Origin of the sequence: Lujinxingia vulgaris, from assembly GCF_007997005.1 — a bacterium.
Lineage (GTDB): Bacteria > Myxococcota_A > Bradymonadia > Bradymonadales > Bradymonadaceae > Lujinxingia.
Genome location: NZ_VOSL01000025.1, coordinates 154,449 through 179,767, shown reverse-complemented (window position 1 = coordinate 179,767; position 25,319 = coordinate 154,449). Strand labels below are relative to the sequence as shown.

Below are 25,319 nucleotides of genomic sequence, written 5' to 3'. Positions count from 1 at the left end.
GCGTCTCGCATCACGCTTACTTGCCCAGCAGGTACTTGCGGATCGCCTCGCGATGCTCCTGATAGGTCTTTGAGAAGTGGTGCCCTCCCTGCCCGTCCCGCCGCGCCACAAAATACAGAAACGCCAGATCGTCGGGATCCTCACTGGGCTTGAGCGCCGCCAGAATCGACGCCTGACCCGGGTTGGCAATGGGCCCCGGAGTCAACCCATCGATCACGTAAGTGGAGTAGCGGTTGAGCTTATCGTGACAGTAGCGCGGGTGCGGAACCTCCCGATACGTCTCCGCCCCGTACACGCACGTCGGATCGGTCTGCAGGCGCATCCCGCGATCGAGTCGGTTATAAAACACCCGCGCCACCCGCTCGCGCTCACTCTTAACCCCGGTCTCCCGCTCCACCAATGAAGCCATGATCACCACATCGTGAAGATCAAAATCGTACGTGGACGCCAGCGCCTCCAACGCCGGGCGGTGCATGTCCACCAGCGGCCTGATCACCTCTTCCCACCGGGCGTGTAAGCGTCGAATCACCGCCTCGGCCGACGCCCCCTGATGAAAGCGGTACGTGTCCGGGAAGAGATACCCCTCCACGCTCTCCCCCTCGATCCCGAGTTCCTCCAGCAACACCGGGTCCCGCGCCTTCTCCAGAAACTCCGAGCGGCTCGCAAGACCGATCGCTTCAATGCGGTCAGCAATGTGAAAGATTGTCCACCCCTCCGGGATGGTCACCGCCACCTCCTCGGCCAACCCGCCACGCCGCACAACCGCCGCAAGCTCTTCCAGGCTCATCGGACCGGCCAGATGAAACGTGCCCGCCTTCGCCTCATGAGCCAGACCGCTTCGACGCCCCCACACATCAAAATAATGCGCCGGCTCCACAAGCCCCGCATCCGCTACCCGACTTACAACCCCGGGCCACGCCGTCCCCTCCGGGATCACCAGCGTGCGCGTCTCCCCTTCGTCGAGGACGGGGCGAGCGATCACCTGCTGGTAGTGGGCGTAGATGCCCGCTGCCGCCGCCCCGACCACTACGAGCGCAGCGCCGGCCAGCGCCGCAACCCAGCGCCAGAACCGCCCCCATCCCCCGCCTCCACGCTTCGCCTTCTTCACCTTTCGACTCGCCGCGCTCATCGCCTCACCCTCGCTCCGCCTCGATCCGCAGGCGGTCCATATAGCCTTGCAGAATATGGCACGCCGCCACCTGGTCGATCGCCTCTTTTCGCCGCTGACGCGAGACATCCGCTTTGATCAAACTTCGCTCCGCTGCCGTCGTCGTCAGCCGCTCATCCCAGCGCACCACCTCAACCTGACGTCCCTCCCGAACCAGCGCCTTCTCAAACGCCCCCATAAACGTGCGCACCCGATCGACGGCGACCCCCTCTCTCCCCCTCATATCCAGCGGCCAACCGACCACAACCACCCCGGCCTCGTACTGCGCCACAAGCTCAACCAGGCGCTGCGCCGCCCCCGTCACCCGGCGCACCTCGATCGTCTCCACCGGCATCGCCATCGTGCCGAGCGGATCGCTGGCGGCCACGCCCACCCGCCGCGTCCCCACGTCTACCCCTAACATGCGCCCTGTTAACATCGTCACTCCTCGAGTCGTCTCATCATCACCGCCTCGCGGCCCGGTTGTTGACCCCGGCCCCACGGTAGTAATCTTCGCCCCGGCGTCTGCCTTCCCCCTCCCTCTCGCCACCGCGCGCTCCTGACCGGGACTTACCCCATGTTCGATCGACTCGCCACGCTCGTCTTAAAGCACCGCCTGGCCATCGTCTTCACCTTCGCCTTGTTAACCCTTGCCAGCCTGGCGCTCGCTCCCGCTATCAACTTCAATTTTACCCCCCAGCAACTCTTTGAAGGTCGCGGCGACGACGCCTCCTACCGCGAGACCTTCGCCGAGCGCTTCGGCCGCGAAGACAACCTGATCATCGTCCTCATTGAGGCCCCCGACGTGCTCGCCCCATCGGTGGTCTCCTTCATCCGTGATCTTACCTACGAACTTCGCCGCGTCGAAGACATCGTCGACGCTCAATCGCTCGCCACCGTCGCCACCCCTCGCCCTGACAGCCTCAGCGCCGAGCCCTTCCTGGGCGATCTCTCCAACCAGCTCGCCAGCGCCCCCTCCCCCTTTCAGGCGCCTGCGGTCAGCGCGGACCAGGCCCGAGAGCTCGGCGACTTTGTCCTCCATGAACCCCTCATCGCCGGCCGCCTGATAAGCCTCGACGCCTCCAGCGCTATCGTCGCCGCTCGCATCGACACCCGATTCCAGGACGTCAACGATCTACGCACCCTCAACGAGCGCGTCGCCGAGCGACTCGCCATGTACGAGCTCCCCCCCGATACCACCGCCACCCTGGCAGGTGTCCCCCCGCTCCGCGTCGAGATCGTGGACAACCTGCGGCAAGAGCAGCTGATCTTCGTGCCGCTTACTGCCTTCATCTACCTGCTCGTCCTCATCTTCCTCTTTCGCTCCCCCGGTGGCGTCATCCTGCCGCTGGGCACCGTGCTCATCGCCCTTCTGACCACCCTGGCGATGCTCGTGCTCACCGACTACCCCATCAACATCATCAACAACGTGCTCCCCACTCTGATCTTCGTCATCGGCATCTCCGACAGCATCCATATGCTCACCCGGCAGGCCGAAGAAGTCGAAGCCGGGCGCCCCCACTCCGAGGCCATCCGCCAGATGATCCGCCACACCGGCGTGGCCTGCCTGCTCACCACCGGCACCACCGCCATCGGCTTCTTGAGCCTCTTCAGCGCTGAGACCACCATCCTGCGCAACTTCGGCTGGCAGGCCGCCTGCGGGGTGATGCTCGCCTACCTGGCCACCATCCTCTTCCTGCCTGCCGGCCTGAGCTTTATGCGCCCCGCGCGCCGTATCCACACCTCACCGGAAACTCCCGACGCCCCCCGCCACATCCCCACCCTGGAGCGCCTCCTAATGCGCGCCGGCGAAGCACTGCTCGCCCGCCCCTGGACGGTGCTCACCGTCTCACTGCTCGCCAGCGGCGCCCTCATCGCCCAGGCCGCCCACGTCGTCATCGACACCAAGATCCTTGAGGTCTTCTCCGAAGATCACCCCACCTACATCTCCACCCAGACCCTCGAAGAAGACTTAAGCGGCATCCTCCCCATTGAAATCAGCCTGGAGTCCCCAGAGCGCGACCGCTTCAAAGACCCCGACGTCCTCACCCGCATCGCCATCCTTCAACAATCGGCGGCCCTCCACAGCATCGTTCTCAGCACCGAATCCCCGCTCGACTACCTCGGCGCTGCCCGCGCCGCGATCACCGGCGACCCCGAGCAGCGCGACCTCCTGCCCGAAACCCCCGAGCAGGTCGAACAGCTTCTCCTGCTCATCGCCGACGCTCCCGACTCACGCTCAGGCATTCACGCCTTCGTCACCAGCGACTTCCGTAACGCTCGCATTCTCCTCCGTGTTCGGGACGCCGGCGCCAAGGCCAACCTCAAGCTCGCCAGAGAACTCCACGCCAACCTCGAAGATCTCTTCCCCCCCGAGACCAACATCTCCTACCGCCTCACCGGAGATGCCTACGTGGCCTCCGCCGCGCTCGACTCCTTTATCCGTGACCTCATCGTCAGCATCTTTCTGGCACTTGCACTCATCTTCCTGCTCATGACGCTGGTCTTCCGCTCCATCAAAATCGGCATCATCAGCCTGCTACCCAACGCCCTCCCCCTGCTGATGACCCTGGGCTACATGGGATGGACCGGCATCAACATCAACACCACCACCATCATCATCTTCGCCATCAGCCTGGGCATCGCCGTCGATGACTCCATCCACTTCTTCGCCCGCTTCATCGAAGAGCTCCCTCAGACCGACTCCCTCAAAGACGCCATCCTCAACACCTACTTCGGCGCGGGCCGCGCCATCCTGCTGACCAGCGTCCTGCTGCTCATCGGCTTGAGCGTGCTCACCCTGAGCGACTTCGTCCCCACCCAACAATTTGGTCTCCTCACCGCCATGACCATCGCCGGCGCACTCGTCGCAGACCTGGTCATCCTCCCGGTGCTCCTCTACCTGGTGCTCAGCCGTTTTCCTCTAAAAGTACGAAAGCAGCTCATCACAACGACCTAACCCGCACGTAACGCTGACGCCCCCAAAAGGAAACGCACCGCGGGCCGGCGACAAACGCAGACGACGGAAAACCCTCGTCGACGCCCTGCTCCATGGCCCGCGGTGCTCTCTTCAGGGGCGTGCAAACGCCCCCTCCTCACCGACTCACGTCGCCCTCACCCCCGCATCGACCTTACGACGCCTTCGGACGGATCACCTCGATGCCGTGCATATAGGGCCGAAGCGCCTCGGGTACCGTCACCGACCCGTCCTCATTCTGATAATGCTCCAGGATCGGAATGAGGATCCGCGGGCTCGCCGCCAGCGTGTTGTTGAGCGTGTAACAATAACGCATCTGCCCCTCTTCATTGCGGTAACGAATCCCGCTTCGACGCGCCTGGTAGTCATAGAGGCTCGAGCAGCTGTGCGTCTCCGAATACATCCCTCGTGAGGGCATCCAGGTCTCAATCTCATGCTTGAGCACCTGCCCGAGCCCGATCTCCCCGGTGCACGCCAGCGCCACCCGATAGGGAAGCTCCAGCTTCTGCATCAACGCCTCGGAGTTCCCCAACAACTCCTCATGCAGCGCCCGCGACTTCGCCTCATCGGCCTCACAGATGATCACCTGCTCGACCTTCGTAAACTGATGCACCCGATATACCCCGCGCGTATCGCGACCCGCGCTCCCCGCCTCCCGCCGAAAACACGGCGAAAACCCGCAATAACGCCGCGGCAACGAGTCCTTCTCCAGAATCTCATCGGCGTTGAGGCTCACCAGGATCACCTCGCTGGTCCCCACCAGGTACTTATCGTCCTTCTCCAGGTGGTAGGTGTCTTCCTGACCGTAGGGAAAGAACCCCGTTCCCACCAACGCGCTCTCATTGACCATCAGCGGTCCGATGATCGGCTCGTAGCCTCGCTCCACCATCAGGTCCATCCCCAGGCGCATCACCGCCATCTCCAACAGCGCCCCGGCCCCGCGTAACGCATAGGATCGCGCCCCGCCCACCTTGATCCCCCGCTCCTTATCGATGATCCCCAGCAGCTCGCCGAGCTCCTCGTGGTCCCGAGGCTCAAAATCAAAGGTGCGCGGCTCACCGACGTGCCGAATCACCTCGTTGTCCTCGTCCGTCTCCCCGATCGGCACCTCCGGCAGGGTCACGTTGGGCACCATCAACATCAGCCCCTCATAGGCCGACTGCACCTCAACCAGCTCCTCCTCGTAACTCGCCAGATCTTCTTTGAGCTGCTTGCCCTCCTCGATCAGCGCCGGACGCTCGTCCTTCGACGCCTTCGGAATCGCCTGGGCCACCTCGTTACGACGCGCCCGGATCTTCTCGGAGCTGCTCAGCAAATCACGACGACGCTCGTCCAGCTCCAACAACCGGTCGATATCCACGTCGAAGCGCTTGTTGCGAGCCGCCTCCTTAACCGTGTCAACGTTCTCACGAATGAACTTGATATCCAGCATGGTGAAAGCCTCTTGGGTGCTTATACATGGCAGAGCGTCGGCGCGGGCTGGCGCTCAATGATCGTCGCGTCCGAATAGCACATCGCCCGCGCCCTTTTCCAGCCTCGCTGGCGCCCCGCCAAGCGGGAATCAGCCCCCCTTCGACCGTGTTCTTCACAGTGTCGACACAAGGCCGGTGCTCCGCGAGACGATTTGCGCCTGAAAGGCCCTCAATGTTAGGGAGCCTGCGTCTCTCTTCGCCCTTTGTGTCCACCCGTTGACCGAGTGAGCCCTATGAAATTCTTCATCGACACCGCCGACACCACCGAAATCCGCACCGCCGCCCAGCTCGGCATCCTCGACGGCGTCACCACCAACCCCAGCCTCATCGCTAAAAGTGGTCGCCCCTTCAAAGAAGTCATCCTCGAGATCTGCGAGCTCGTCGACGGGCCCGTCAGTGCCGAGGTCACCTCCACCGACACTGAAGGCATGGTGCGCGAAGGCCGCGAGTTCGCCAGCTGGGCCGACAACATCGTCGTCAAAATCCCCCTGACCCCCGACGGCCTCAAAGCCTGCAAAACCCTCACGGACGAAGGCATCGGCGTCAACGTCACCCTCTGCTTCTCCACCAACCAGGCCCTGCTCGCGGCCCGCGCCGGCGCCACCTACATCAGCCCCTTCATCGGCCGCCTCGATGACCTGGGACAGTCCGGCATGGACCTGATCGAAGAGATCGTCGCCGCCTACGCCAACTACCCCAACATCTCCACCCAGGTGCTGGTCGCCTCCATCCGTCACCCGCGCCACGTGGCCGAGTCCGCCCTTCTGGGCGCCCACGTCGCCACGATCCCCTTCAACATCATCGACAAGATGTTCCAACACCCCCTGACCGATATCGGCCTGGAGAAGTTCCTCAAGGACTGGGAGAAAGTCCCGAAGGCCTGATCCTTTTGCGCGGCGGCGCCAGCCCGCACCAGCGCTGGCGCCGCCCCACTGAGAGGCATCGTGCTACTCAAACTGCTCTTCCTATTTACCGTCGTACCCCTCATCGAGCTTGCCCTGCTCATCCCCCTGGGCCAGCTCATCGGCCTCTGGCCCACCATCGGCCTGGTCGTCGCCACCGGCCTGCTCGGCGCCGTCCTCGGAAAACTCGAGGGGCTGCGCGCCTGGCACGCCATCCAGAACGACTTGCGCCAGGGCAACATCCCCGCCGACAGCCTCCTCGACGGACTCGCCGTCTTCATCGCCGGCGTCTTCCTCATCACCCCCGGTGTGCTCACCGACATCGCCGGCCTGGTGCTCTTGATCCCCCCCTTGAGACGACCGCTCAAAAACGCCATCCGCGCCCGCTTCAAGGCGGCCCTGGAAAGCGGCACGTCCACCTTCTTCATCTCGCAGTCCTCAAACGTCTTCGGAAACTCCCCCTTCGGTCCCGGCGCCGGCGACGCACGCTCGCCTTTTGGCGGCGCCGACCAGGGTGACATCATCGATATCACCCCGGATCGCCCCGGAGACTCGACAGACCGCGACTCTGACGCTAGCCTGCCTCGACAGCGCTGACCGCAAACCCCGGCCCTACGGCCACACCCAACGCGTCACTGCGCAACGATGAACCCTACCTCTCGGCGCCCTCGTCGACGCCGACGGACCGCACACACGGCTTTGATTTATGTTGATTGATCTCCACGCCAAGTCGGACATCTCCGAAGGTGTTAAGCTCTCCCCCCGCCAGATCCTCACGAAAGCCCGCGACGCAGGCCTCGACGCCGTCGCCTTCTGTGAGACCCTCTCCACCGCCCGCAGCGCCGATATCCTCGCGCTCGCCAGTAACGAGTTCCCCGAACTCAACGTCTTCATCGGTGTGGAGATCCCCACTGACCGCGGCATCCTCCTGGGCTTCGTCCCCGAAGTTGACGCCTTCTACCTGGCCGAAGAGTGGCGAGCCATCACCTACATGACCACCCCGGCTGCCGAAGCCGTCATGCAGCTCTTCGACAAGCACAACGGCGTCACCATCGCCGCCCGCCCATACGACCTCGAGATCCCCTTCAACATGGGCGATCATATCTTCACCTTCGACCGCCTCAGCGCCGTCGAAGTCTTCACCCCCCGGGTCGGCGCCCTCCAGAATAACTTCGCCCTGGAAGCCGCCACCTTCATGGGCCTGGGCACCATCGGCGGCTCCGACCCCGCCGACGACCTCGACGCCGTCGGACGCTTCGCCACCTTCTTCGACGACGAGATCCGCACTCAGAAACAACTCGTCGAAGCCCTCAAAAACGCCGAGTTCTGGGCCGTCCAGATCGGGGACGTCGAACAACAGGCATCCAGCCGCGCCCGCCGCCCCTCCAAAGGTGGCTCGGGTCGCGGACGCTCCGGACGCTCCTCCAAAGGTGGCGGCGGACGTCGTGGCTCCAAAGGCGGCGGTCGCCGTGGCTCCAAAGGTGGAGGCCGCTCCAGCCGCGGCGGACGCTCCCGCGGCGGTCGCTCCAAACGCTCCTGATCCCGCGCTACATCGCAACAAAAAGAAAGCCGCCCCCGACCATCGGGAGCGGCTTTCTGTCGTTCTTCACGACGCCTCGCGCCTTCAACCCTCAAGCATCGCTTCAATCACCTCTCGCGTGCCGATCGAGCTCCGCCCCCCGAGCCCCTCACAGGCCCGGGCCGCCGCGGCGTTCGCGTAGCGAAGCACGCGCTGCAGCGGCCACCCCTCCCGCACCCCCAGCGCCACCGCTCCCAGAAAAACATCGCCCGCCCCCGTCACATCCACCTCCTCAATCCGACTGGCCACCTCCCGCAACAACTCCCCATCCTCGCCCATCCCCGCCGCTCCCTCCTCCCCCAGCGTCACCACAGCCACCGTCGGACCTCGCTCGATCAACCCCTCACATATCCCCTGCAACGCCCCCACCCCCGTCAAATCACTGGCGACACGCTCCGAGGTCACCACCACATCCAGCCAGGGCAAGAGCGTCTCCGCAACCTCTCGTCCCCCGCGCTTAAGCTCCCCCACCACCGAGACACCCCGCGACTTCGCGCTCCGGGCCAACGCCAACTGCGCCTCCGGATACGCCCCGTCAATCACCAGTAAATCGACCCCGTCTAACATCCCCTCACTGACCTCGTCCGCCTCCAACGGCGCCACACTCCCCGGCGTCACGTACAACCGTCGCCCCACCTCGGCATCCAACACGACCATCGTCAACTGACTGATCCCCCCCTGTCGACGGATCATATGCCGGGTGTCCACCTTCGCCGCAGAGAGCGTACGCTCAATCTGCGCACCCCGCTCATCGTCGCCCACCACGCCGACAACCCCCACATCCACGCCCCACCGCGCTAACGCCACCGCCGCCGTCGCCGCCGTCCCCCCACCCTGCACCGAAAACGTCGTCAGATCGCGTCGCGTCTCCCCGCGCCCACGCGTCTCAACCACCCCGATCTGGTCCAGCGTACAGTAGCCTGCTGACAACACTCGCATCGCATCTCTCCCTTGGCATCGCCCCGTTGGATCACAGTCAGCTCTCCGCTCTAAGACGCCCAGTATAGGAAATCCCCCACCACACCGGAAGCGCCTGATCCTCACGCCTTTGTTCAACCACACACCTCCACCACCTCCCCCCTCTCACACCCCGCAGAAGCTCACCTTCCTTCACCCCTCACCCCGACACGACGTCACCACATCGAACCCCACCGGCAACCGCTGCCCTGACGAACCTCTCATCCTCAGACGCCCCTCGGAGCCAAACCCCTGCAACACCCCTCCGGCTGGGACTCGACCCTCACACTGACCCCTCCCACACCCCTCCAGTCGGGACTCGACCCTCACACTGACCCCTCCTCCATACCCCCGAATGGGTGGTTGTCCGTCATTCGGGGTATGCGATCACCCCTCAGGCCGACACTCCACCCCCGACCTCCCTCAGACTTCACGGGTAATCGCCTCACGCCCCCCTCAGTCCAACCCCCCCCCCAACCACACTCGCCACAGATCAACCACTCCGATCGCGTTGCCTCCCAACAACTTCCGTCCTAATCTCTCCCCATTGCCACCAAACTCGCCCGGTGTTTTACAGCGCTCCCACTACCTGAGACCGCCATGGCCACATCCGCCTCGCCATCACCCTCGTCAGCAAACATCCCAACCCCCGCAGACGCGCCCCAGCTCGACGCGCGCCTCGCCACGCTGCACGATAACCGTCACTCGTGGGCGAGGTTGCCCTTGAGCGAGAAAATCGCGATGACGCGCCGGTTGCTGGAGCGTGTGGTCGACGTCGCCCCACGCCAGGTGGAGGCCGCGCTGCGCGCCAAACGCATCCCTCAAGGCTCTCCCCTGGCCGGCGAAGAGTGGCTTGGTGGCCCCGTCATCACCGCACGCAACCTGCGCCTGCTCATCGACACCCTCGAAGACATCGACCGTCACGGCAAACCCCAACTCAAAAACGGTGCGCTGCGCACACGCCACGATGGCCAGGTCATCGTCGATGTCTTCCCTCTCGGCACCCTCGACAAGCTCATGTACCAGGGCTTCACCGCCGAAGTCTGGATGCAACCCGAGGTGACCCCCTCAAACCTCGCCAGCAACACCGCCAGCTTCTACGACCAGGACCTCCCCGATGGCCACGTCGCCCTGGTGCTCGGCGCCGGAAACGTCGCCAGCATCGGCCCCCTCGATGTCGTCTACAAACTCTTCGCCGAAGGCCAGGTCTGCATCCTCAAGATGAACCCGGTCAACGACTACCTCGGCCCCTTCATCGAAGAGGCGTTTGCGGAGTTCATCGATCGTGGCTTCCTCGCCATGGCATACGGCGGCGCCGATGTCGGCGCCTACCTCTGCCATCACCCCCTCGTCGAAGAAATTCACATCACCGGCAGCGACCTCACCCACGACGCCATCGTCTACGGCACAGGCCCGGAAGGGGAGCAGCGCAAAGCCAACGACGAGCCCCTCCTCAACAAGCGCATCACCAGCGAGCTTGGTAACGTAAGCCCCATCATCGTCACCCCGGGAACCTGGACCGAGAGTGAGCTGCAATTCCAGGCCGAAAACGTCGCCACCCAGCTCGCCAACAACGGCGGCTTCAACTGCAACGCTGCCCGCGTCCTTATCACACAAAAAGACTGGCCCCAGCGCGAGGCCTTTCTCAACAAACTCCGCAGCGTGCTCAGCGACATCGACAAACGCGTCGCCTACTACCCCGGCGCCGAGGAACGCTTCGACACCTTCATCGACGCCAACGACCAGGCCGAACTCTTCGGCCCCCGTCAAGACGGCATCCTCCCCTGGGGCCTCATCCCCAACGTCCCCGCCGACGACACCGACAACGTCTGCTTCACCACTGAGTCCTTCTGCGGCGTGATGTGCGAGACCTCCCTCGACGCCTCCTCTCCCTCGGAGTTCCTCAAACGCGCCACCGCCTTCTGCAACGAGCACCTCTGGGGCACATTAAGCGCCTCCATCCTCATCGACCCGCGCACCCAGCGCACAGAGGCCGCCGCCCTGGAGCAGGCCATCTCCGAGCTGCGCTACGGCAGCGTCGTCGTCAACCACTGGCCCGCCGTCAGCTACGGCCTCGGCGTCACCCCCTGGGGTGCCTTCCCCGGACACACCTACCAGGACATCGGCTCCGGAATCGGCGTCGTCCACAACACCTTCCTCTTCGACAAACCCCAGAAGAGTGTCATCCGCGGCCCCTTCAAAGCCTTCCCGAAGCCCCCCTGGTTTGTCACTACCAAAAACACCGCAAAAATCGCCGAGCGCCTCACCCGCTTCGAGCTCAACCCTGGCCTCGCCAGGTTCGCCGGCGTCCTCTCCCAGGCGCTCCGCGGCTAAGCGTCACTCCGCCACGCCTACCAGCACCCGGCCCCCCTCGACGCGCACCGGATAGCGCCGCACGTCGTAGCGGGGGTCGCTAAGGCAATCTCCCGTGGTAAAATCAAACGCCCAGTCATGCCGCGGACACCGCACCTGACACCCCTCCACCCGCCCCAGCCCCAGAAACCCACCGGCATGCGGACAGCGGTTCTCGATGCAGTGCACCTCATCCCCCACCCGAAAGAGCGCCAGACGCCTCACCCCCACAAACACAATCGTCCCCTCCCCCTCCTTCACCGCCTCCACACCCGACACGTCCACATAACGCGTCGCCTCTACCACCGGTCCTGCCACGTCGTCTCCTTAACCTTGAGCTTCCACAACCCTTAAGAATCCTCATGAAAAAAACTCCCCCAACCCTCCCCGACTTACAAGCCCGAGTTGATGCCTGGATCAACCAGTGGGACGAAGGCTACTTCAGCCCCCTCTCCAACCTCGCCAGGCTCACCGAAGAGCTCGGAGAGCTCGCCCGCGCCCTCAATCACCTCCACGGCGACAAGCCCCCCAAGTCCACCGAAGGCAAAGGCAACCCCGCCGAAGAGCTCGCCGACATGCTCTTCGTGATGCTGGCCCTGGCCAACTCCCTCGACATCGATCTCGACGAGGCCCTCAACCAGGTCTTTCAAAAGTACAACGTCCGAGATGCCGACCGCTTCACCCCGCGCACACCCTGATCCCGCCACTCCCCGAACCACTCACCCCTCGTCCGCCCGCCGCGACGCCGCCCCGCGCTCCTGTGCGGCAACGTCGGCGGCGTACACGAAGTTGCGCACCCGCTCATCCTCCGCGTCCGCGATGACCTGAGGCGGCCCGCACGCGATGATCTCCCCCTTATGCAACATCGCGATCACGTCGGCGGTGCGAAACGCCGACGCCATATCGTGGCTGATCACAATGCTCGTCACGTCGAAGCTCTCCTGGACCTCCATGATCATCTCCTCGACATAGAGTGCCATGATCGGATCCTGCCCCGTGGTCGGCTCGTCGTAGATCAGCAGCTGTGGCTCGGTCACCAGCGCCCGCGCCAGACTCACCCGCTTCTGCTGCCCGCTGGAGATCTGAACCGGCACCTGATCGGCGATCTCCATCAACTTGAGCTGCTCCAGCAGTCGATCGGTGCGCTCATGAGCCTCCTTACGACTGCACACCCGACGCTCCACCAGCGGAAACGCCACGTTCTCCCGCACGCTCATCGAGTCAAAGAGCGCCGCATGCTGAAAGAGCATCCCCACCTTCGTGCGCAACTCCCGCAGGTCCCCCTCGCTCAGCTTCGAGAGGTCCTCACCAAAAACCTCCACCGTCCCCCGATCGGCCTTCAGCAACCCCAGAAGGTGCTTCATCATCACGCTCTTCCCCGAGCCCGAACCACCGATCAACGTGGTCAATTTGCCCCGGGGCACCTCAAAATCCACCCCGCGCAGCACCTGATTTTTGCCCCACCCCTTATGCACCCCCTCCATCCGCACGATCATCTCGGCTTTCTCAGACCCGTCTGAGGCGTGCACCTCGATCTGCGACTTCGCCTTGCCCCCGATCAGCTCCTGAACCCGTGAATCCTCGCTCTGGCGAATCTCGTCTGGCCGCCCCACGCAGATGATCTTCCCCTCGGCCAGCACCGCCACCTGATCAGCGATGCGAAAGATCGTCGCCAGGTCATGGCTGATCAACACGCTGGTCAGCGCGTACTTTCGAGTGATCTCCTCGATCAGCTTGTCCACAAACTCCATCATCACCGGATCGAGCCCGGTCGTCGGCTCATCAAAGAGCACGACCTCCGGATTGGACACGATCGCCCGCGCCAGACTCACCCGCTTCTTCATCCCCCCCGAAAGCGTCGCCGGATACTGGTCCAGCGCATGCCCCAGATCGAGCTCTTCGATCAGGGTCTCTGCCAACTCCTCGGCCCTGGCCCGCGGCATCGCACCGTGCTCCACCAGCGCAAACGCCACGTTCTCCCGCACCGTCAACGAGTCGAAGAGCGCGTAGTTCTGAAACATCGTCCCCACGCGCTTACGCAGCCGGTCGAGCGCCTGGTCCCCCAGCTCCGAGACATCCTGCCCGAAGAGGCGCACCGTCCCTTTATCCGGCCGAAGCAGCCCGTTCATATGCTTGAGCAGCACGCTCTTCCCCGAGCCCGACGCCCCGATGATGATCGTAATCTTCCCCGGCATCACCTTCAGGCTCAGCCCCTTTAAGACATGATCATCCCCAAAACTCTTATACACATCGACAAGCTCGATGATCGGCTCGTCCTCCCCTCCCTCCCACCTTGCCACTCCGGGCAACAGCAGATTCTCGCGCTCTTCACTCGCCACACCATGCTCCGACACCAACCACTCCCTTAACCGTACGACGGCCTGTGAAAACTCACGTTAAAGAGCAGCCCGATAGCCACCATCATCGTCAGCAAACTACTCCCCCCATAGCTGAGCATCGGCAACGTCAGCCCCACCACCGGCAACATCCCGGTCACCATCCCCAGGTTGACCACCGTATGCCAGAAGAAGAGCGCGGCGACCCCCACCCCCACCAGCACTCCGTATCGGTCCCGCGCCTTGCGAGACACATTGAGCGCCGCGGCGATAAACGCAAAGTACAACCCGAGCAAGAGCAGCATCCCCACAAACCCGCGCTCCTCCCCCCAGTTCGCGGCGATAAAGTCATTCTCATGCTCGGGCACAAACCCCTTCTGAACCTGCGTGCCCTCCTCGTGCCCCTTCCCCCAGACACGCCCCGAACCAAACGCGATCATCGACTGACGCACCTGCCACGACTGCCCGTGGGTGTCCGCATCCAGGTTCATAAACGAGAGCACCCGATCGCGCTGGTACTCCTTCAACCCGAACGCATACCCGAACGGCAGCGCGATCACCCCGGCCACCGCCAGGGCCACAACGCTCTGCCAGCGCACCCCCTCAAAGAGCACCATCGTCCCGAAGATCGCCAGAATCACCAGCGACGTCCCCAGATCCGGCTGATTGAACACCCAGAACACCCCCGAGAGGACAATCCCTGTGGGCACCACAAGCTCCCGCAGCGAATAGCTCCCCTCCTTGTTGCGATCGTTAAAATAGCGCGCCGTCACCACGATCACCGCAAGCTTCAACAACTCCGAGGGCTGCACCAGGAAGGCCCCGAAGTTCAGCCAGCGCTTCGAGCCGTTGAGCTCCGTCCCGAAGAGCGCCACAGCCACCAGCAGCAACACCACCGCCCCAAACCCCACATACGCCCAGCGCTGAAAGAAGCGCGTGTGGATCAACGTCACCACCGTAATCGCCCCCAGCCCCACCATGTACCAGACCGCCTGCGCCAGATGAAAAGACGCCGGTGAGTTGAGCGAGGCGTTGCGCAGATTAAAGAGCCCCAACGCGGCCAGCAGCACCACCACAATCACCAGCGGCCACTCGATACGCTCGACCAGCGCCGCCGCACCTGTCTTCGCTCCCATCCTCATGGCGCCTCCCCCACGTCCTCAAGCGGCGCGCTCCCCAGCCGAACCTCCAGCGCATCGAATCCCTGCTGACGCGTCAGATACCGATCAAAGATCTCCATCGCCACCGGCGCCGCCTCCGCCCCACCGTGACCGGCGTGCTCCAAAAACACCACCAGCACAAGCTCCGGATCCTCATAAGGCGCGTACGCCGCAAACCAGGCGTGGTCTCGAAGCCGAATCTCTTTATCACTGTTCGCTACCCTCACCGCGCCGATCTTGGCGACCTGCGCAGTCCCGGTCTTCCCGGCCACCTCGGCATGATCCAGCCGAAGTCGAGACGCCGTCCCTATATCATCCTCCACCCCCATCCACAGCCCCCGGCGCAACACCTCCAGCGACTCCGCGTCAATCCCCACCTTCTTCCTCACCCGCGGCTCGTACTCGAAGACCACCTCCCCGCTCGGATTACGAATCGCCTCGACCAACCTCGGGTAGTAGAGATCCCCACCATTGGCGATCGCCGCATACGCCATCGCCACCTGCAAGGGCGTCGTCAACGTATCGCCCTGTCCCAGTACGGAGTTCAAATCCATCCCTCGCGTATACCCGTCAGGTCCATACTTCCGGTACCACTCGGTGTCCGGAATCCGCCCTGCCGACTCGTGATTGATGGGTATCCCGGTCCGCTCACCGAATCCGAACTGCCGCGCGAACTCCGCCATGCGGTCCATCCCCATCTCTTCGGCCAGCTTATAGAAATACACATCACACGATTGCGCCATCGACGTATACGCGTCGACCTCACCGTGTCCCCCCCGCTTATGGCACCGCCAGCGACGTCCACCAAAGTGGTAGTAGCCCGGGCAGTCCACCTCGTCATGAGGCTCATAGATCCCGTCGTGCAGCGCCGCCCACGTGCCCACGATCTTATAGACCGATCCCGGGAAGTACGCGCTCACGCTTTTATCAAGCATCGGTTTAAAGGGGTCGTTGTCGCTGCGCATCTTCTCCATCGCGGAGAGACGCCCCGACCAGGCGTTCGGGTTGAAGTGCGGCTTGCTGTACAGCCCCCTCACCGACCCATCCCGCGGGTCCACCGCAACCACCGCGCCGGCCGCGTGTCGCTTCATCGCCTCATCGATGATGACCATCAGATCCGCATCCAGCGTCGAGACCACATCGCGCCCGGCCACCGGCTCGATGCGCTGGTACTCCCCGATCAGAAAACGCGTCTGCGACTCCCCCTGACGATTCCCCCGGGCATCCACCACCACCCGATCCAGCCCCGGCGAACCGTGAAGTACTTCTTCAAAGGCGCTCTCCAGCCCCATCCGCCCGACCCGGTCCCTGGGTCGGTAGCCATAGGCCCGCAGATCCCGCAACTCATTGCGGCCCACCTCGGCCACGAAACCCACCGCGTGGCCGCCCACATGATGCAAAGGATAATGCCGATGTGCCGTCGCCCGCACCTCAATGCCGGGGAGACGCAGCCGATCCTCCTCCAGACGCGCGACCTCAAGCCGGGGCACATCCCGTCGCAACAGCACCTCGCCGCGATTCGACTCCACCATCCCCCGAATCCGCCCGAGCTCCGCCTCCGAAAGGTTCATGTAACGCTTGAGCAGACCGTAGGCCTCCTCATCCGCGTGACGCCGAAAGATATGCGGCACCATATAAACATCAAACGAGGGGCGATTCTCCGCCAGCGCCACACCGTAGCGATCCAGAATACGTCCGCGCGGGGCCGACACCTCCACCTGACGAATGATGTTCTCGGTGGCCGCCCGGTAGTAGCGCTCCCCCTCGATCACCTGAATCTGCCACAGACGAAGCGCGATGATACCGAAAGCCACCAGCACAATGGCCAGCGCCCAGCCGTAGCGCGCGCCGTACTCCGCCAGCTCTCCGTGCCTCCCCCGAGTTGGAAGGTCGCCTAATGCCATCTGCCTGCCTGCACATCGATCCTCGCCAGGGGCGTCAGGACCGGAACTCCAACACGTTACGCCCTCGACGAGGATCCATCAATCGATCCAGGCGCCCGAGCACTCGCCCCACCACAAGGGTCGCAAGCGCCGTCGCAACGCAGCTCGTCCACATCTGCCAGGCGATGGAGGCCATCACCCGCTCCCCGGACTCCGAGAGCGTGAGCACGAGCAACATCACCAGGCTGTGCACAAGCGTCGCCAGCCCCGCCACAATTCCCCGAGACAATCCCCAGCTTCCCTGCACCCTCCCCCGAAAGAGCTGCATCATAAAGAACACCGCCACCAGCCCCAGGCTGTAGATCCCGCCGACCCCGCCCACCAACCACTCCACCGGCCACATGAGCATCAAGAGCGCCACACCACCGGCGACCATCGTGCGCTCCAGCCCCAGAAACACCACCACCGAGATCGCCAGCTGGGGCACCAACCACTCCCCAAACCAGCCCCCGACCGCCCCCTGAACCACCAGCATCAGCCAGGCCACCACGACCACGATCAGCGTCGGCATCCTGACTACTCCGCCCCGGCGATCACAAAGACTTCTTCCAGTCGCGAGAAGTCCACCGACGGCGAAATCACCGCCTCCTGAAACAGCCCCCGCTGCGACTCCTGAACCTCCGCGACCGTCCCCACCACAAGCTCCCGCGGAAAAATCCCGCCCATCCCGCTGGTCACCATCACGTCCCCCACCACCACCTCGTCGCGCTCCGAGAGATACGAGATACGCCCCTGATAGTCGCGCTCATGCCCCAGCCCCTCGACCACCCCCTGCGCCCGATTTCGTTGGCTCACTACATCGATACGACTGCGCGGGTCCGAGACGATGACCACATCTGCATACCCCTCAAAGACCTGATGGACCTGGCCCACCACCCCCTGCGCGCTCACCACTGGCATCCGCGGCTTGAGCTTCGCATCCGCGCTGATCTCCACCTTCAACACCCGAAAGAAGGGGGAGGTGTCACGCGCGATGACCCGCGCCGGAATCAGGTTGTACTCGGGATGACGTTCGCGAAACCCGACGAGCTCGCGCAGCCGCCCGTTCTCCTGGAGCACACCGATCAGCCGCGTGTTCTCCTCCCGCAAACGATCGACCTCCGCCTGGAGGCGAGCATTCTCGTCACGAAGTTCACTCGACCCGGCCCCTCCGAAGAGACCTGTGACGCCGAGCAACGCGCTGACTTTGGACTGCGTCCACCCCATCGGTACCGCCGCATAGCGCGCCGGCGCACCAACATCCTTACCAGGCGTCGCACCGGCAGATGTGGCGAACATCACCAGCGGCACCAGGAGCAGCGCCATCGCCACGACCTTGCGGCGATGATGTTCTAGCCATGCGAGCAACATCTGTAGGCTCACGCTTTAGACGACGGGGTTGGACGAAGAGGCCACACCGACCTCATCAATACGAGTGGTCTGCGACCTCACTGAGCAGCTCCATCTCATCGAGCGCCTGACCGCTGCCCAGCACCACCGCCGACATCGGATCGTCGGCAATCAGCACCGGCAGCCCGGTCTCCTCCCGAATCAGAATATCCAGATTCTTGAGCAAGGCCCCGCCCCCCGCAAGCACGATACCCTTGTCGACAATGTCGGCGCTGAGCTCGGGCGGCGTGCGCTCCAGCGCAATTCGCACCGCCTCCACAATCGCATTGATCGGCTCCTGCAGCGCGTCGCGAATCTCATCGGAGTTGACCTCAAGCGTCTTGGGCAACCCGGCCACCAGGTCGCGCCCTTTGACCTCCATCGTCATCACCTCCTCGGTCGGGTAGGCCGTACCGATGGTGCACTTGATCATCTCAGAGGTCCGCTCGCCAATGAGCAGGTTATACTTGCGCTTCATATGCTGGATGATGGCCTCATCCATCTTGTCACCGCCGACGCGCGCCGACTGCGAGTACACAATCCCCGAGAGGCTGATCACCGCCACCTCGGTCGTACCCCCGCCCACATCCACGATCATATTGCCGGAGGGCTCCGCGATGGGAAGCCCCGCCCCGATCGCCGCGGCCATCGGCTCCTCGATCAGGTACACGTCGCGGGCGCCTGCCTGCAACGCCGACTCCCGAACCGCGCGTTTCTCCACCTCGGTAATGCCATAAGGCACGCAGATGATAACCCGCGGGGAGTACAGCTTCCGACGGTTATGCGCCCTGCCCATGAAATAGCGCAGCATCGCCTCGGTGATCTCAAAGTCGGCGATCACGCCGTCTTTCATCGGACGAATCGCCACGATACTCCCGGGCGTGCGCCCCAGCATCTCTTTGGCCACGCGCCCCACTGCCTTGACGCGCTTGCCTCCGCGCGCATCGCGCTGCACCGCCACGACCGACGGCTCAGAGCATACGATGCCCTTGCCCTTGGCATAAACAAGGGTGTTGGCCGTGCCCAGATCGATGGCCAGATCATCGCTGAAGAGGCCGAGGAGCTTGTTGAACATGCGCCTTTCCTGTAGGTGACGTGCTTCGACGGTCGACCCGCCACGTGGGAGTCGACCCGCGCCTTTGACGCGGCGCGCAAGCAGCTCGTCTGCTAACAAAGATCGTTAAAGTAACACAAGCGAAAAGACCACCCTCACCACCTCGCAAGGGGCTGCTTTCGCACCGCGGTTACACAGCGTTACAGCACCTCTCATGGCGAGCGCGGCGAGCTTGCCAACCCGATCCCGACTCGTTAACATCCCCCGCCTTGAGCCGCCCGGCGGAATTGAACCTTTCGCACCAGGCATTGATTCCGTCTGCACTGGTGTGCGCGCCTTGTCTCTGGAGACGCGAGCGCGCCGTCGGCCCTCGTTAAGAATTGTCGCAGGAGTTACTTCCCCATGCTCGATCAAATGCGCCGCTCCACCAAAAGCGGCTTCTCTTACATCCTCGTCGGTCTCTTGATCGTCGTCTTCGCGGTCTTCTTCGGCGCCCCCGCCGATGGCTGCCGCCCCTCGGGCTCCCGCGCGCTCATGGCCAGCGTCGATGGCACCGACATCTTCACCGAAGATGTCAACGTCATCTACAACCGCTATTACGGTGCCAACCGCTCGACCACCCTCGACGACACCTACTACGAGCAGCAGGCCACCGCGCTCAAAGCGGTCTTGGCCATCTACCTGCTCGCCGACCGCGCCGAAGACGCCGGCCTGCGTGTCAGCGACGAGGAGTTCGCCGAGTACATCACCGATGGCTCGCGCAACGTTGAGTTCCTCAGCAGCTACGGCCGCACCGGTAAGTTCGACGGCCCCTTCTACGAGCGCTACGTGAAGTTCGGCCTCAGCGTGCCCCTTCAGCGCTACGAAGCCTTCAAGCGTCGCGAGCTCCTCGCCCGCAAGTACCTGGCCATGCTCGATATGCAGGTCGCCGTATCGCCGGCCGAAGTGGAAGAGCTTCATGAGCTGCGCAACACCCGCATCAACCTGGAGTTCGTAAAATTCTCCCAGGAGACGCTGGCCGGCGCCCTCGACCTCAGCGATGAAGCCATCGCCGAGTTCGTCGCCAACAACGCCGAGCGCATCGCCACCTACTTTGAAGAGAACCGCAGCGAGTTTGAGACGGACGAGCGCGTGCGCATCCGCCGAATCTACATCACCAAGCCGGCGGAAGCCGCCGAAGACGCCGACGCTCTGGCGCGCTACGAGCAGGCCAAGACCCGCGTGACCGAGCAAGGCGAAGACTTCGCAGCCGTCGCCACCGATCTCTCCGAGGATTACGCCCGCAGCCAGGGCGGCCTGATGGACTGGACCACCCCCGAGAACCTCGACGCCGCCATCGCCGCTGCGATCGAAGACGCCGAGGTCGGTGAAGTCCGCGAAGTAGAGACCGACTTTGCCCGCATGCTCGTCAAAGTCGAAGAGCGCGAAGAAGCCGGTGTGCCCGAGCTCAGCGACGTGCAAAACGACATCGCCTCCACCCTCCTGCGCCAGGATCTCATCGATGAGCGCGGCGCCCAGATGGCGCAGCGCCTCCATGCCCGCGCTCAGGCTGACGACAGCTCGCTTGAAGAGGCCCTTGCTGCCATCCAGGCTGAAGTCGCCGCCGAAACCGAAGGAAGCGAAGAGCCCGGCGCCGAGGCCGCCCTCTGGAACAGCCTCTCGGTCGACACCACCGGCATGTTCAACAAAGAGGGGCAGCAGATCCCGGCCATGTTCCGCGCCCAGCTCGCCGGCATGAACTTCGGCCGCAGCTGGAACGAGATCCCCAAACTTGGTCAGAACACCGAGCTCCTCACCGAGACGTTCAACCTCAGCGAAGACGACGCGCTGCTTCCCCGTGTCGCCCGCGTCGACAACACCCTGGCCGTCATCCGCCTCAAAGAGCGCGAAGACGCCGGCGAGCTTGAAGCCGACGCGCGCGCCGAGCTCTCTTCGGAGCTGCGCGCCGAGAAGGTCTCCGAGTTCCTCGGCCCCTGGCGCTTCCTCTTCGTCAACCCCCTGGAGAGCGCTGGCCACTACGTGGACACCGCGCTTGAAGAGGGCCTGGAAAACGGCACCATCGAGCTCTACGAGAAGTCCAGCCCCGCCGCCGAGAAGGTCCGCGACATGATCACCGGCGATGACCCCCTGGCTGACCTCGTGGGAGCCGCGAACTAACGTCCGGCCTGCACCTTGAAGCCCCCGACCCTCTCAGGGTCGGGGGCTTTTTTGTGCGCGTAAAAGACCACGCCTCTCGTGCTCAATGTCTCAGCCCCGACGCCCCCACATTCGCCAGCGCGTGCGGAGAGGAAGGCATGCCGATCACAACCTCGACAACGTCTCCTGACGCACGACAAGCGCCCTGGTCCGACGCACCGCCCTCTCTAACCCTGGTGTCACCCCTTACCCCACGCCTTAATACAGGGTCGCAGGTGCTCCTGAGCGCCTGTACGCCGCCTATGCACAGAAATGGGTCCGGCCCCTACAAACCCGGGTCGCCCTGGCCTCACAGCAGCGTCAGGCGCGTCTGCGTACTTAATCGTCTCGCACTTCCCTACTCTCCCCTCGACGAACGACAGACCGAGCGTCTGGCCACGCCAGACCAAAAACGAAAAGACCCCGAAACGCTTTTCGCGTTTCGGGGTCTCTTTTAGAGCGGGAGACGGGATTTGAACCCGCGACTTCAACCTTGGCAAGGTTGCACTCTACCACTGAGTTACTCCCGCCTGGGAGTCGCTGCCACCTCGGCGACAACGAGGAGGTTTATAGATTTAGAGGGTCAGGGTGTCAACCCACTTTTCTGTAAAATAAACACATTGTGCATGCGCCAAACGCATCGCCTCCGTTAGGGCAGGCAACGAAAAAACCCCGAGACGCTGTTCGCGTTTCGGGGCTTTCTTAGAGCGGGAGACGGGATTTGAACCCGCGACTTCAACCTTGGCAAGGTTGCACTCTACCACTGAGTTACTCCCGCCTGGGAGTCGCTGCCACCTCGGCGACAACGAGGAGGTTTTTAAGTCAGGAGCCGTAAGCTGTCAACAGCTTTTCGCATAAAAATGACGCGATATGACTCAGTGCGTCATCCACTCAATACGTGGGATCGTCCCAGGCCTCATCCTCGAGGTACTCCTCCTCTTCCAGATAGGCCTCGTCCTCGTAATACGCTTCGTCTTCGTCGTAGTAGCCTTCTTCGCCTTCGACGACCTCCCCTTCGTCTCCCTGACCTTCCAACGCCGCGCCGGTCGCCCCGTAGCGTTGCAAGAGCTGCTCTTGCAGCTCCGAGCCGAGGCTCACGCCCGGTGCCAGCTCGACCTTGCCGATCCCTTCGCGGCTGGGAACCATGATGCGGGAGTTCAGCGCGTCACGCACGCGCATCCGCCTCTCAAACTCGTACTCCGACTCGTCAATCGCCTCGACCATCTTGCGGGCACGTATCTCCGCTTCGATCTTCGACATCGGCTCGCCCTTCGAGTCGGCGATGATGCGCTCCCCGTCGATCTCTTTACCGATGACGTCTCGCTCGGTGATGCGCCAGTCCGGCTCCGCAGGCTCTCCGTTGACCAGGATCTCATCGCCCTGCTCTTCAACCTCCCAGCCCTGCGTCGGCCGGCGCTCTCGAACCCGAGGCTCGGGCGCGGGCGCCGCGACTGCTCCACTACCTTCGTAGGGACGAAACGACGGCACCTCATCAAGCTCCACCTCGTCGTCGCCGGGCTCCGAGGTGTCCCCAAACATCAGGCTCACCGCGAGCACCGCGCCAATGCCGATGGCCACAACGCCGCCAATCGCAAGCAGCTTTCCGCCCACCCCGGAGCCTTTCGACGCAGCACCTCCCGACGCACCGGCACCGCTGCTCGCAGCACCGGATGCTCCGGAGGCCACATCATCGACCACAAGTTCAAACGCGCCATCATCGAGTTGATGACTCTCCACCGCGCCCTGTCGGCCAGTATTGGGGCTCTTCGTGCTCATACCTGCTTCTCCAGCAACTCACAGACTCATGGGTCTCCAATCGGCACCCGCATTCTGACGGCCTCTCCTACTATAACAAAAGCCGGCGAGGATCACCCTCGCCGGCTTAGCTACGCCGCGGGGAGGTAGAGCGCGTGGTGCCCTACCCCCAACGAATCACGTGTACGGCGTGATTATTTCGCCTCTTCGAACTCAGCGTCGATGACATCGTCATCATCGTCGCCGCCCTTCGAGTCGGTGCCGGCGTCAGGGCCGGGCGCTTCGCCACCGGTGGCCTCGTACATCTTCTCGGCGGCTTTGTGCATCAGGGCTTCGAGCTCTTCGATGCTGGAAGCAATCGCGGCGTCGTCGTAGGCGTCGATGGCCTTGCGCAGCGCCTCGACCTTGCTCTCAATCTCGGTCTTCTGCTCAGCATCGAGCTTGTCACCGAACTCCTTGAGCGTCTTCTCAGCGGAGTGAACCATGGCCTCGCCCTTGTTGCGCTGCTCGGCCTGCTCCCGCTTGCGCTTGTCGTCTTCGCGGTGCTCTTCGGCCTCACGCACCAGCTTCTCGACTTCGTCATCGGCCAGACCGCTGGAAGACTCGATGCGAATCTTCTGCTCTTTGCCGGTGGCCTTGTCTTTGGCCGAGACGTGCACGATGCCGTTGGCGTCGATGTCGAAGACAACCTCGATCTGCGGCACACCCTGCGGAGCCGGCGGGATACCGTCCAGGTTGAACTTGCCGAGCGTACGGTTGTCGCCCGACATGGGACGCTCACCCTGAAGCACATGCACCGTCACCGAGGTCTGGTTGTCAGTCGCCGTGCTGAAGACCTCGCTGCGCTTGGTCGGGATCGTGGTGTTGCGAGGAATCAGCGTGGTCATCACGCCGCCCTTCGTCTCGATACCCAGCGAGAGCGGGGTCACGTCGAGCAGCAGCATGTCGCTGACGTCACCGCTGAGCACGCCGGCCTGAACCGCCGCACCAAGCGCGACAACTTCATCGGGGTTCACACCCTTATGCGGCTCTTTGCCGAAGAAGTCTGCGACCTTCTTCTGAACCAGCGGGATACGCGTGGAGCCACCGACCAGGATCACCTCGTCGATGTCGCTCGGCTTGAGGTTGCGGTCTTCCAGCGCCTTCCGGCAGGGCTCAAGCGTACGCTCGATGATCGGCTCGATCATCGACTCGAGCTTCGCGCGGCTCAGCTTGATGTTGAGATGCTTCGGACCGCTCTGGTCCGCAGTGAGGAAGGGCAGGTTGATGTCCGTCTCCAGAACACTGGAGAGGTCGATCTTGGCCTTCTCACCAGCCTCTTTGAGGCGCTGAAGCACCATCTTGTCGCCGGAGACGTCGATGCCGGTGTCTTTCTTGAACTCGGCGATGAGCCAGTCGATGATCGCCTGGTCGACGTCGTCACCACCCAGGTGGGTGTCACCGTTGGTGCTCTTGACCTCGACCACGTCCTCGCCCACCTCCAGGATGGAGATGTCGAACGTACCGCCACCGAAGTCGAACACAGCGATGAGCTCTTCCTCGGTCTTCTCCAGACCATAAGCGAGCGCTGCGGCGGTCGGCTCGTTGACGATGCGCTTGACGTCGAGGCCGGCGATGCGGCCGGCGTCTTTGGTGGCCTGGCGCTGAGCGTCGTTGAAGTAGGCCGGAACCGTAATAACCGCCTCAGTCACCGTCTCACCAAGGTAGCTCTCGGCCGCCTCTTTGAGCTTCATCAGGATCTTCGAGGAGATCTCCGGCGGGCTGAGCTTCTTGCCGCGAAGCTCGATATGCGCGTCACCGTTGTCCGAGGACACGACCTTATAAGGTACGCGATCCGCTTCGTTCTTGAGCTCTTTGAACTTCAAGCCCATGAAGCGCTTCACCGAGAAGATGGTGTTCTCCGGGTTGGTGATCGCCTGGTTCTTGGCCACACGGCCCACCAGCACATCGCCCTTCTCGTCAAACGCCACCACCGAGGGAGTCGTGCGCGACCCTTCCTGGTTGGCGATCACTTTGGGCTCTTTGCCCTCCATCACCGCAACCACCGAGTTGGTCGTACCCAGGTCAATTCCGATCATTTTGCCCATGTTGGTTCTCCTTATAGCTGGAACAATAGGTCCGTGGGGCCCGGCCACCGCTCGC

At 63.4% G+C, this 25,319-nt stretch carries 20 protein-coding genes and 2 tRNA genes; 7 read left to right on the top strand and 15 right to left on the bottom strand.

The window, feature by feature from the left end; translation table 11 throughout:
* Positions 1-16 precede the first annotated feature (16 nt).
* Positions 17-1,108 carry an endolytic transglycosylase MltG gene (mltG, locus tag FRC96_RS06375; RefSeq protein WP_230469941.1) on the bottom strand — a complete coding sequence of 364 codons (1,092 nt, stop codon included), beginning with the start codon at positions 1,106-1,108 and terminating at the stop codon, positions 17-19.
* Between the two features lie 25 nt (positions 1,109-1,133).
* A complete protein-coding gene (ruvX, locus tag FRC96_RS06370; RefSeq protein ID WP_146973668.1) occupies positions 1,134-1,586 on the bottom strand; it encodes a Holliday junction resolvase RuvX in 453 nt (150 codons plus the stop codon).
* Positions 1,587-1,724: 138 nt separating this feature from the next.
* Between ruvX and FRC96_RS06365 the strand changes: the two genes are divergently transcribed.
* The gene (locus FRC96_RS06365; RefSeq protein WP_146973667.1) at positions 1,725-4,106 is read left to right on the top strand and encodes an efflux RND transporter permease subunit; all 2,382 of its coding nucleotides are present in this window, start codon (positions 1,725-1,727) and stop codon (positions 4,104-4,106) included.
* 172 nt (positions 4,107-4,278) lie between these two features.
* On the opposite strand, the gene serS is transcribed toward FRC96_RS06365, so the two are convergent.
* Complete coding sequence (gene serS / locus FRC96_RS06360; RefSeq protein ID WP_146973666.1) at positions 4,279-5,556, bottom strand: serine--tRNA ligase; 1,278 nt, start codon at positions 5,554-5,556, stop codon at positions 4,279-4,281.
* Between the two features lie 273 nt (positions 5,557-5,829).
* On the opposite strand from serS, the gene fsa reads away from it, so the two are divergent.
* From fsa to FRC96_RS06345, 3 genes are all read left to right on the top strand, one after another.
* The gene (gene fsa / locus FRC96_RS06355; RefSeq protein WP_146973665.1) at positions 5,830-6,480 is read left to right on the top strand and encodes a fructose-6-phosphate aldolase; all 651 of its coding nucleotides are present in this window, start codon (positions 5,830-5,832) and stop codon (positions 6,478-6,480) included.
* Between the two features lie 60 nt (positions 6,481-6,540).
* A complete protein-coding gene (locus FRC96_RS06350; protein ID WP_146973664.1) occupies positions 6,541-7,095 on the top strand; it encodes an FxsA family protein in 555 nt (184 codons plus the stop codon).
* A 109-nt stretch (positions 7,096-7,204) separates the two neighbouring features.
* Entirely contained in the window at positions 7,205-8,038 is an 834-nt protein-coding gene (locus tag FRC96_RS06345; RefSeq protein WP_146973663.1) for a PHP-associated domain-containing protein, read from the top strand.
* Between the two features lie 84 nt (positions 8,039-8,122).
* Here the strand turns inward: FRC96_RS06345 and FRC96_RS06340 are convergent, their stop codons facing one another.
* Entirely contained in the window at positions 8,123-9,016 is an 894-nt protein-coding gene (locus tag FRC96_RS06340) for a PfkB family carbohydrate kinase (protein ID WP_146973662.1), read from the bottom strand.
* Positions 9,017-9,757: 741 nt separating this feature from the next.
* Here FRC96_RS06340 and FRC96_RS06335 point away from each other — a divergent pair.
* Positions 9,758-11,368 carry an aldehyde dehydrogenase family protein gene (locus tag FRC96_RS06335; protein ID WP_230469940.1) on the top strand — a complete coding sequence of 537 codons (1,611 nt, stop codon included), beginning with the start codon at positions 9,758-9,760 and terminating at the stop codon, positions 11,366-11,368.
* Positions 11,369-11,371: 3 nt separating this feature from the next.
* Here FRC96_RS06335 and FRC96_RS06330 read toward each other — a convergent pair whose 3' ends face one another.
* A complete protein-coding gene (locus tag FRC96_RS06330; RefSeq protein ID WP_146973660.1) occupies positions 11,372-11,704 on the bottom strand; it encodes a Rieske (2Fe-2S) protein in 333 nt (110 codons plus the stop codon).
* A gap of 44 nt (positions 11,705-11,748) precedes the next feature.
* On the opposite strand from FRC96_RS06330, the gene FRC96_RS06325 reads away from it, so the two are divergent.
* Positions 11,749-12,084 carry a nucleotide pyrophosphohydrolase gene (locus tag FRC96_RS06325; RefSeq protein ID WP_146973659.1) on the top strand — a complete coding sequence of 112 codons (336 nt, stop codon included), beginning with the start codon at positions 11,749-11,751 and terminating at the stop codon, positions 12,082-12,084.
* Positions 12,085-12,105: 21 nt separating this feature from the next.
* Here FRC96_RS06325 and FRC96_RS06320 read toward each other — a convergent pair whose 3' ends face one another.
* Genes FRC96_RS06320 through FRC96_RS06295 form a run of 6 tightly spaced genes read right to left on the bottom strand, consistent with a single transcriptional unit; the run spans position 12,106 to position 19,268 of the window.
* Entirely contained in the window at positions 12,106-13,740 is a 1,635-nt protein-coding gene (locus tag FRC96_RS06320) for an ABC transporter ATP-binding protein (RefSeq protein ID WP_146973658.1), read from the bottom strand.
* A gap of 11 nt (positions 13,741-13,751) precedes the next feature.
* Positions 13,752-14,858, bottom strand: a complete 1,107-nt coding sequence (rodA, locus tag FRC96_RS06315; RefSeq protein ID WP_230469939.1) for a rod shape-determining protein RodA — start codon at positions 14,856-14,858, stop codon at positions 13,752-13,754.
* 2 nt (positions 14,859-14,860) lie between these two features.
* Complete coding sequence (gene mrdA / locus FRC96_RS06310; RefSeq protein WP_146973656.1) at positions 14,861-16,786, bottom strand: penicillin-binding protein 2; 1,926 nt, start codon at positions 16,784-16,786, stop codon at positions 14,861-14,863.
* A gap of 34 nt (positions 16,787-16,820) precedes the next feature.
* A complete protein-coding gene (locus FRC96_RS06305; RefSeq protein ID WP_146973655.1) occupies positions 16,821-17,336 on the bottom strand; it encodes a hypothetical protein in 516 nt (171 codons plus the stop codon).
* A gap of 5 nt (positions 17,337-17,341) precedes the next feature.
* A complete protein-coding gene (gene mreC / locus FRC96_RS06300) occupies positions 17,342-18,175 on the bottom strand; it encodes a rod shape-determining protein MreC (protein ID WP_146973654.1) in 834 nt (277 codons plus the stop codon).
* Between the two features lie 55 nt (positions 18,176-18,230).
* Positions 18,231-19,268, bottom strand: a complete 1,038-nt coding sequence (locus FRC96_RS06295; protein ID WP_146973653.1) for a rod shape-determining protein — start codon at positions 19,266-19,268, stop codon at positions 18,231-18,233.
* A gap of 381 nt (positions 19,269-19,649) precedes the next feature.
* Here FRC96_RS06295 and FRC96_RS06290 point away from each other — a divergent pair, with 381 nt between their 5' ends.
* Positions 19,650-21,404: a peptidylprolyl isomerase gene (locus tag FRC96_RS06290; RefSeq protein WP_146973652.1), complete on the top strand. Its 1,755-nt coding sequence runs from the start codon at positions 19,650-19,652 to the stop codon at positions 21,402-21,404.
* Positions 21,405-21,880: 476 nt separating this feature from the next.
* Here FRC96_RS06290 and FRC96_RS06285 read toward each other — a convergent pair.
* The 4 genes from FRC96_RS06285 to dnaK all read right to left on the bottom strand — a co-directional run bounded on the left by FRC96_RS06285 (position 21,881) and on the right by dnaK (position 25,264).
* Positions 21,881-21,952: transfer RNA gene (locus FRC96_RS06285), tRNA-Gly, on the bottom strand.
* A 176-nt stretch (positions 21,953-22,128) separates the two neighbouring features.
* Positions 22,129-22,200, bottom strand: a tRNA-Gly gene (locus FRC96_RS06280).
* Between the two features lie 113 nt (positions 22,201-22,313).
* Positions 22,314-23,198, bottom strand: coding sequence for a hypothetical protein (locus FRC96_RS06275; protein WP_146973651.1), 885 nt, complete (start codon positions 23,196-23,198; stop codon positions 22,314-22,316).
* Positions 23,199-23,371: 173 nt separating this feature from the next.
* Positions 23,372-25,264, bottom strand: coding sequence for a molecular chaperone DnaK (dnaK, locus tag FRC96_RS06270; RefSeq protein ID WP_146973650.1), 1,893 nt, complete (start codon positions 25,262-25,264; stop codon positions 23,372-23,374).
* Positions 25,265-25,319: the final 55 nt, after the last annotated feature.

Coding starts and splice junctions, on each gene's coding strand:
- FRC96_RS06325 (WP_146973659.1), top strand. CDS start 11,749: ATGAAAAAAACTCCCCCAACCCTCCCCGACTTACAAGCCCGAGTTGAT.
- FRC96_RS06340 (WP_146973662.1), bottom strand. CDS start 9,016: ATGCGAGTGTTGTCAGCAGGCTACTGTACGCTGGACCAGATCGGGGTG.
- rodA (WP_230469939.1), bottom strand. CDS start 14,858: ATGGGAGCGAAGACAGGTGCGGCGGCGCTGGTCGAGCGTATCGAGTGG.
- serS (WP_146973666.1), bottom strand. CDS start 5,556: ATGCTGGATATCAAGTTCATTCGTGAGAACGTTGACACGGTTAAGGAG.
- ruvX (WP_146973668.1), bottom strand. CDS start 1,586: ATGTTAACAGGGCGCATGTTAGGGGTAGACGTGGGGACGCGGCGGGTG.
- FRC96_RS06345 (WP_146973663.1), top strand. CDS start 7,205: ATGTTGATTGATCTCCACGCCAAGTCGGACATCTCCGAAGGTGTTAAG.
- fsa (WP_146973665.1), top strand. CDS start 5,830: ATGAAATTCTTCATCGACACCGCCGACACCACCGAAATCCGCACCGCC.
- mreC (WP_146973654.1), bottom strand. CDS start 18,175: ATGTTGCTCGCATGGCTAGAACATCATCGCCGCAAGGTCGTGGCGATG.
- FRC96_RS06365 (WP_146973667.1), top strand. CDS start 1,725: ATGTTCGATCGACTCGCCACGCTCGTCTTAAAGCACCGCCTGGCCATC.
- FRC96_RS06275 (WP_146973651.1), bottom strand. CDS start 23,198: ATGAGCACGAAGAGCCCCAATACTGGCCGACAGGGCGCGGTGGAGAGT.
- FRC96_RS06295 (WP_146973653.1), bottom strand. CDS start 19,268: ATGTTCAACAAGCTCCTCGGCCTCTTCAGCGATGATCTGGCCATCGAT.
- mrdA (WP_146973656.1), bottom strand. CDS start 16,786: ATGGCATTAGGCGACCTTCCAACTCGGGGGAGGCACGGAGAGCTGGCG.
- dnaK (WP_146973650.1), bottom strand. CDS start 25,264: ATGGGCAAAATGATCGGAATTGACCTGGGTACGACCAACTCGGTGGTT.
- FRC96_RS06290 (WP_146973652.1), top strand. CDS start 19,650: ATGCTCGATCAAATGCGCCGCTCCACCAAAAGCGGCTTCTCTTACATC.
- FRC96_RS06305 (WP_146973655.1), bottom strand. CDS start 17,336: ATGCCGACGCTGATCGTGGTCGTGGTGGCCTGGCTGATGCTGGTGGTT.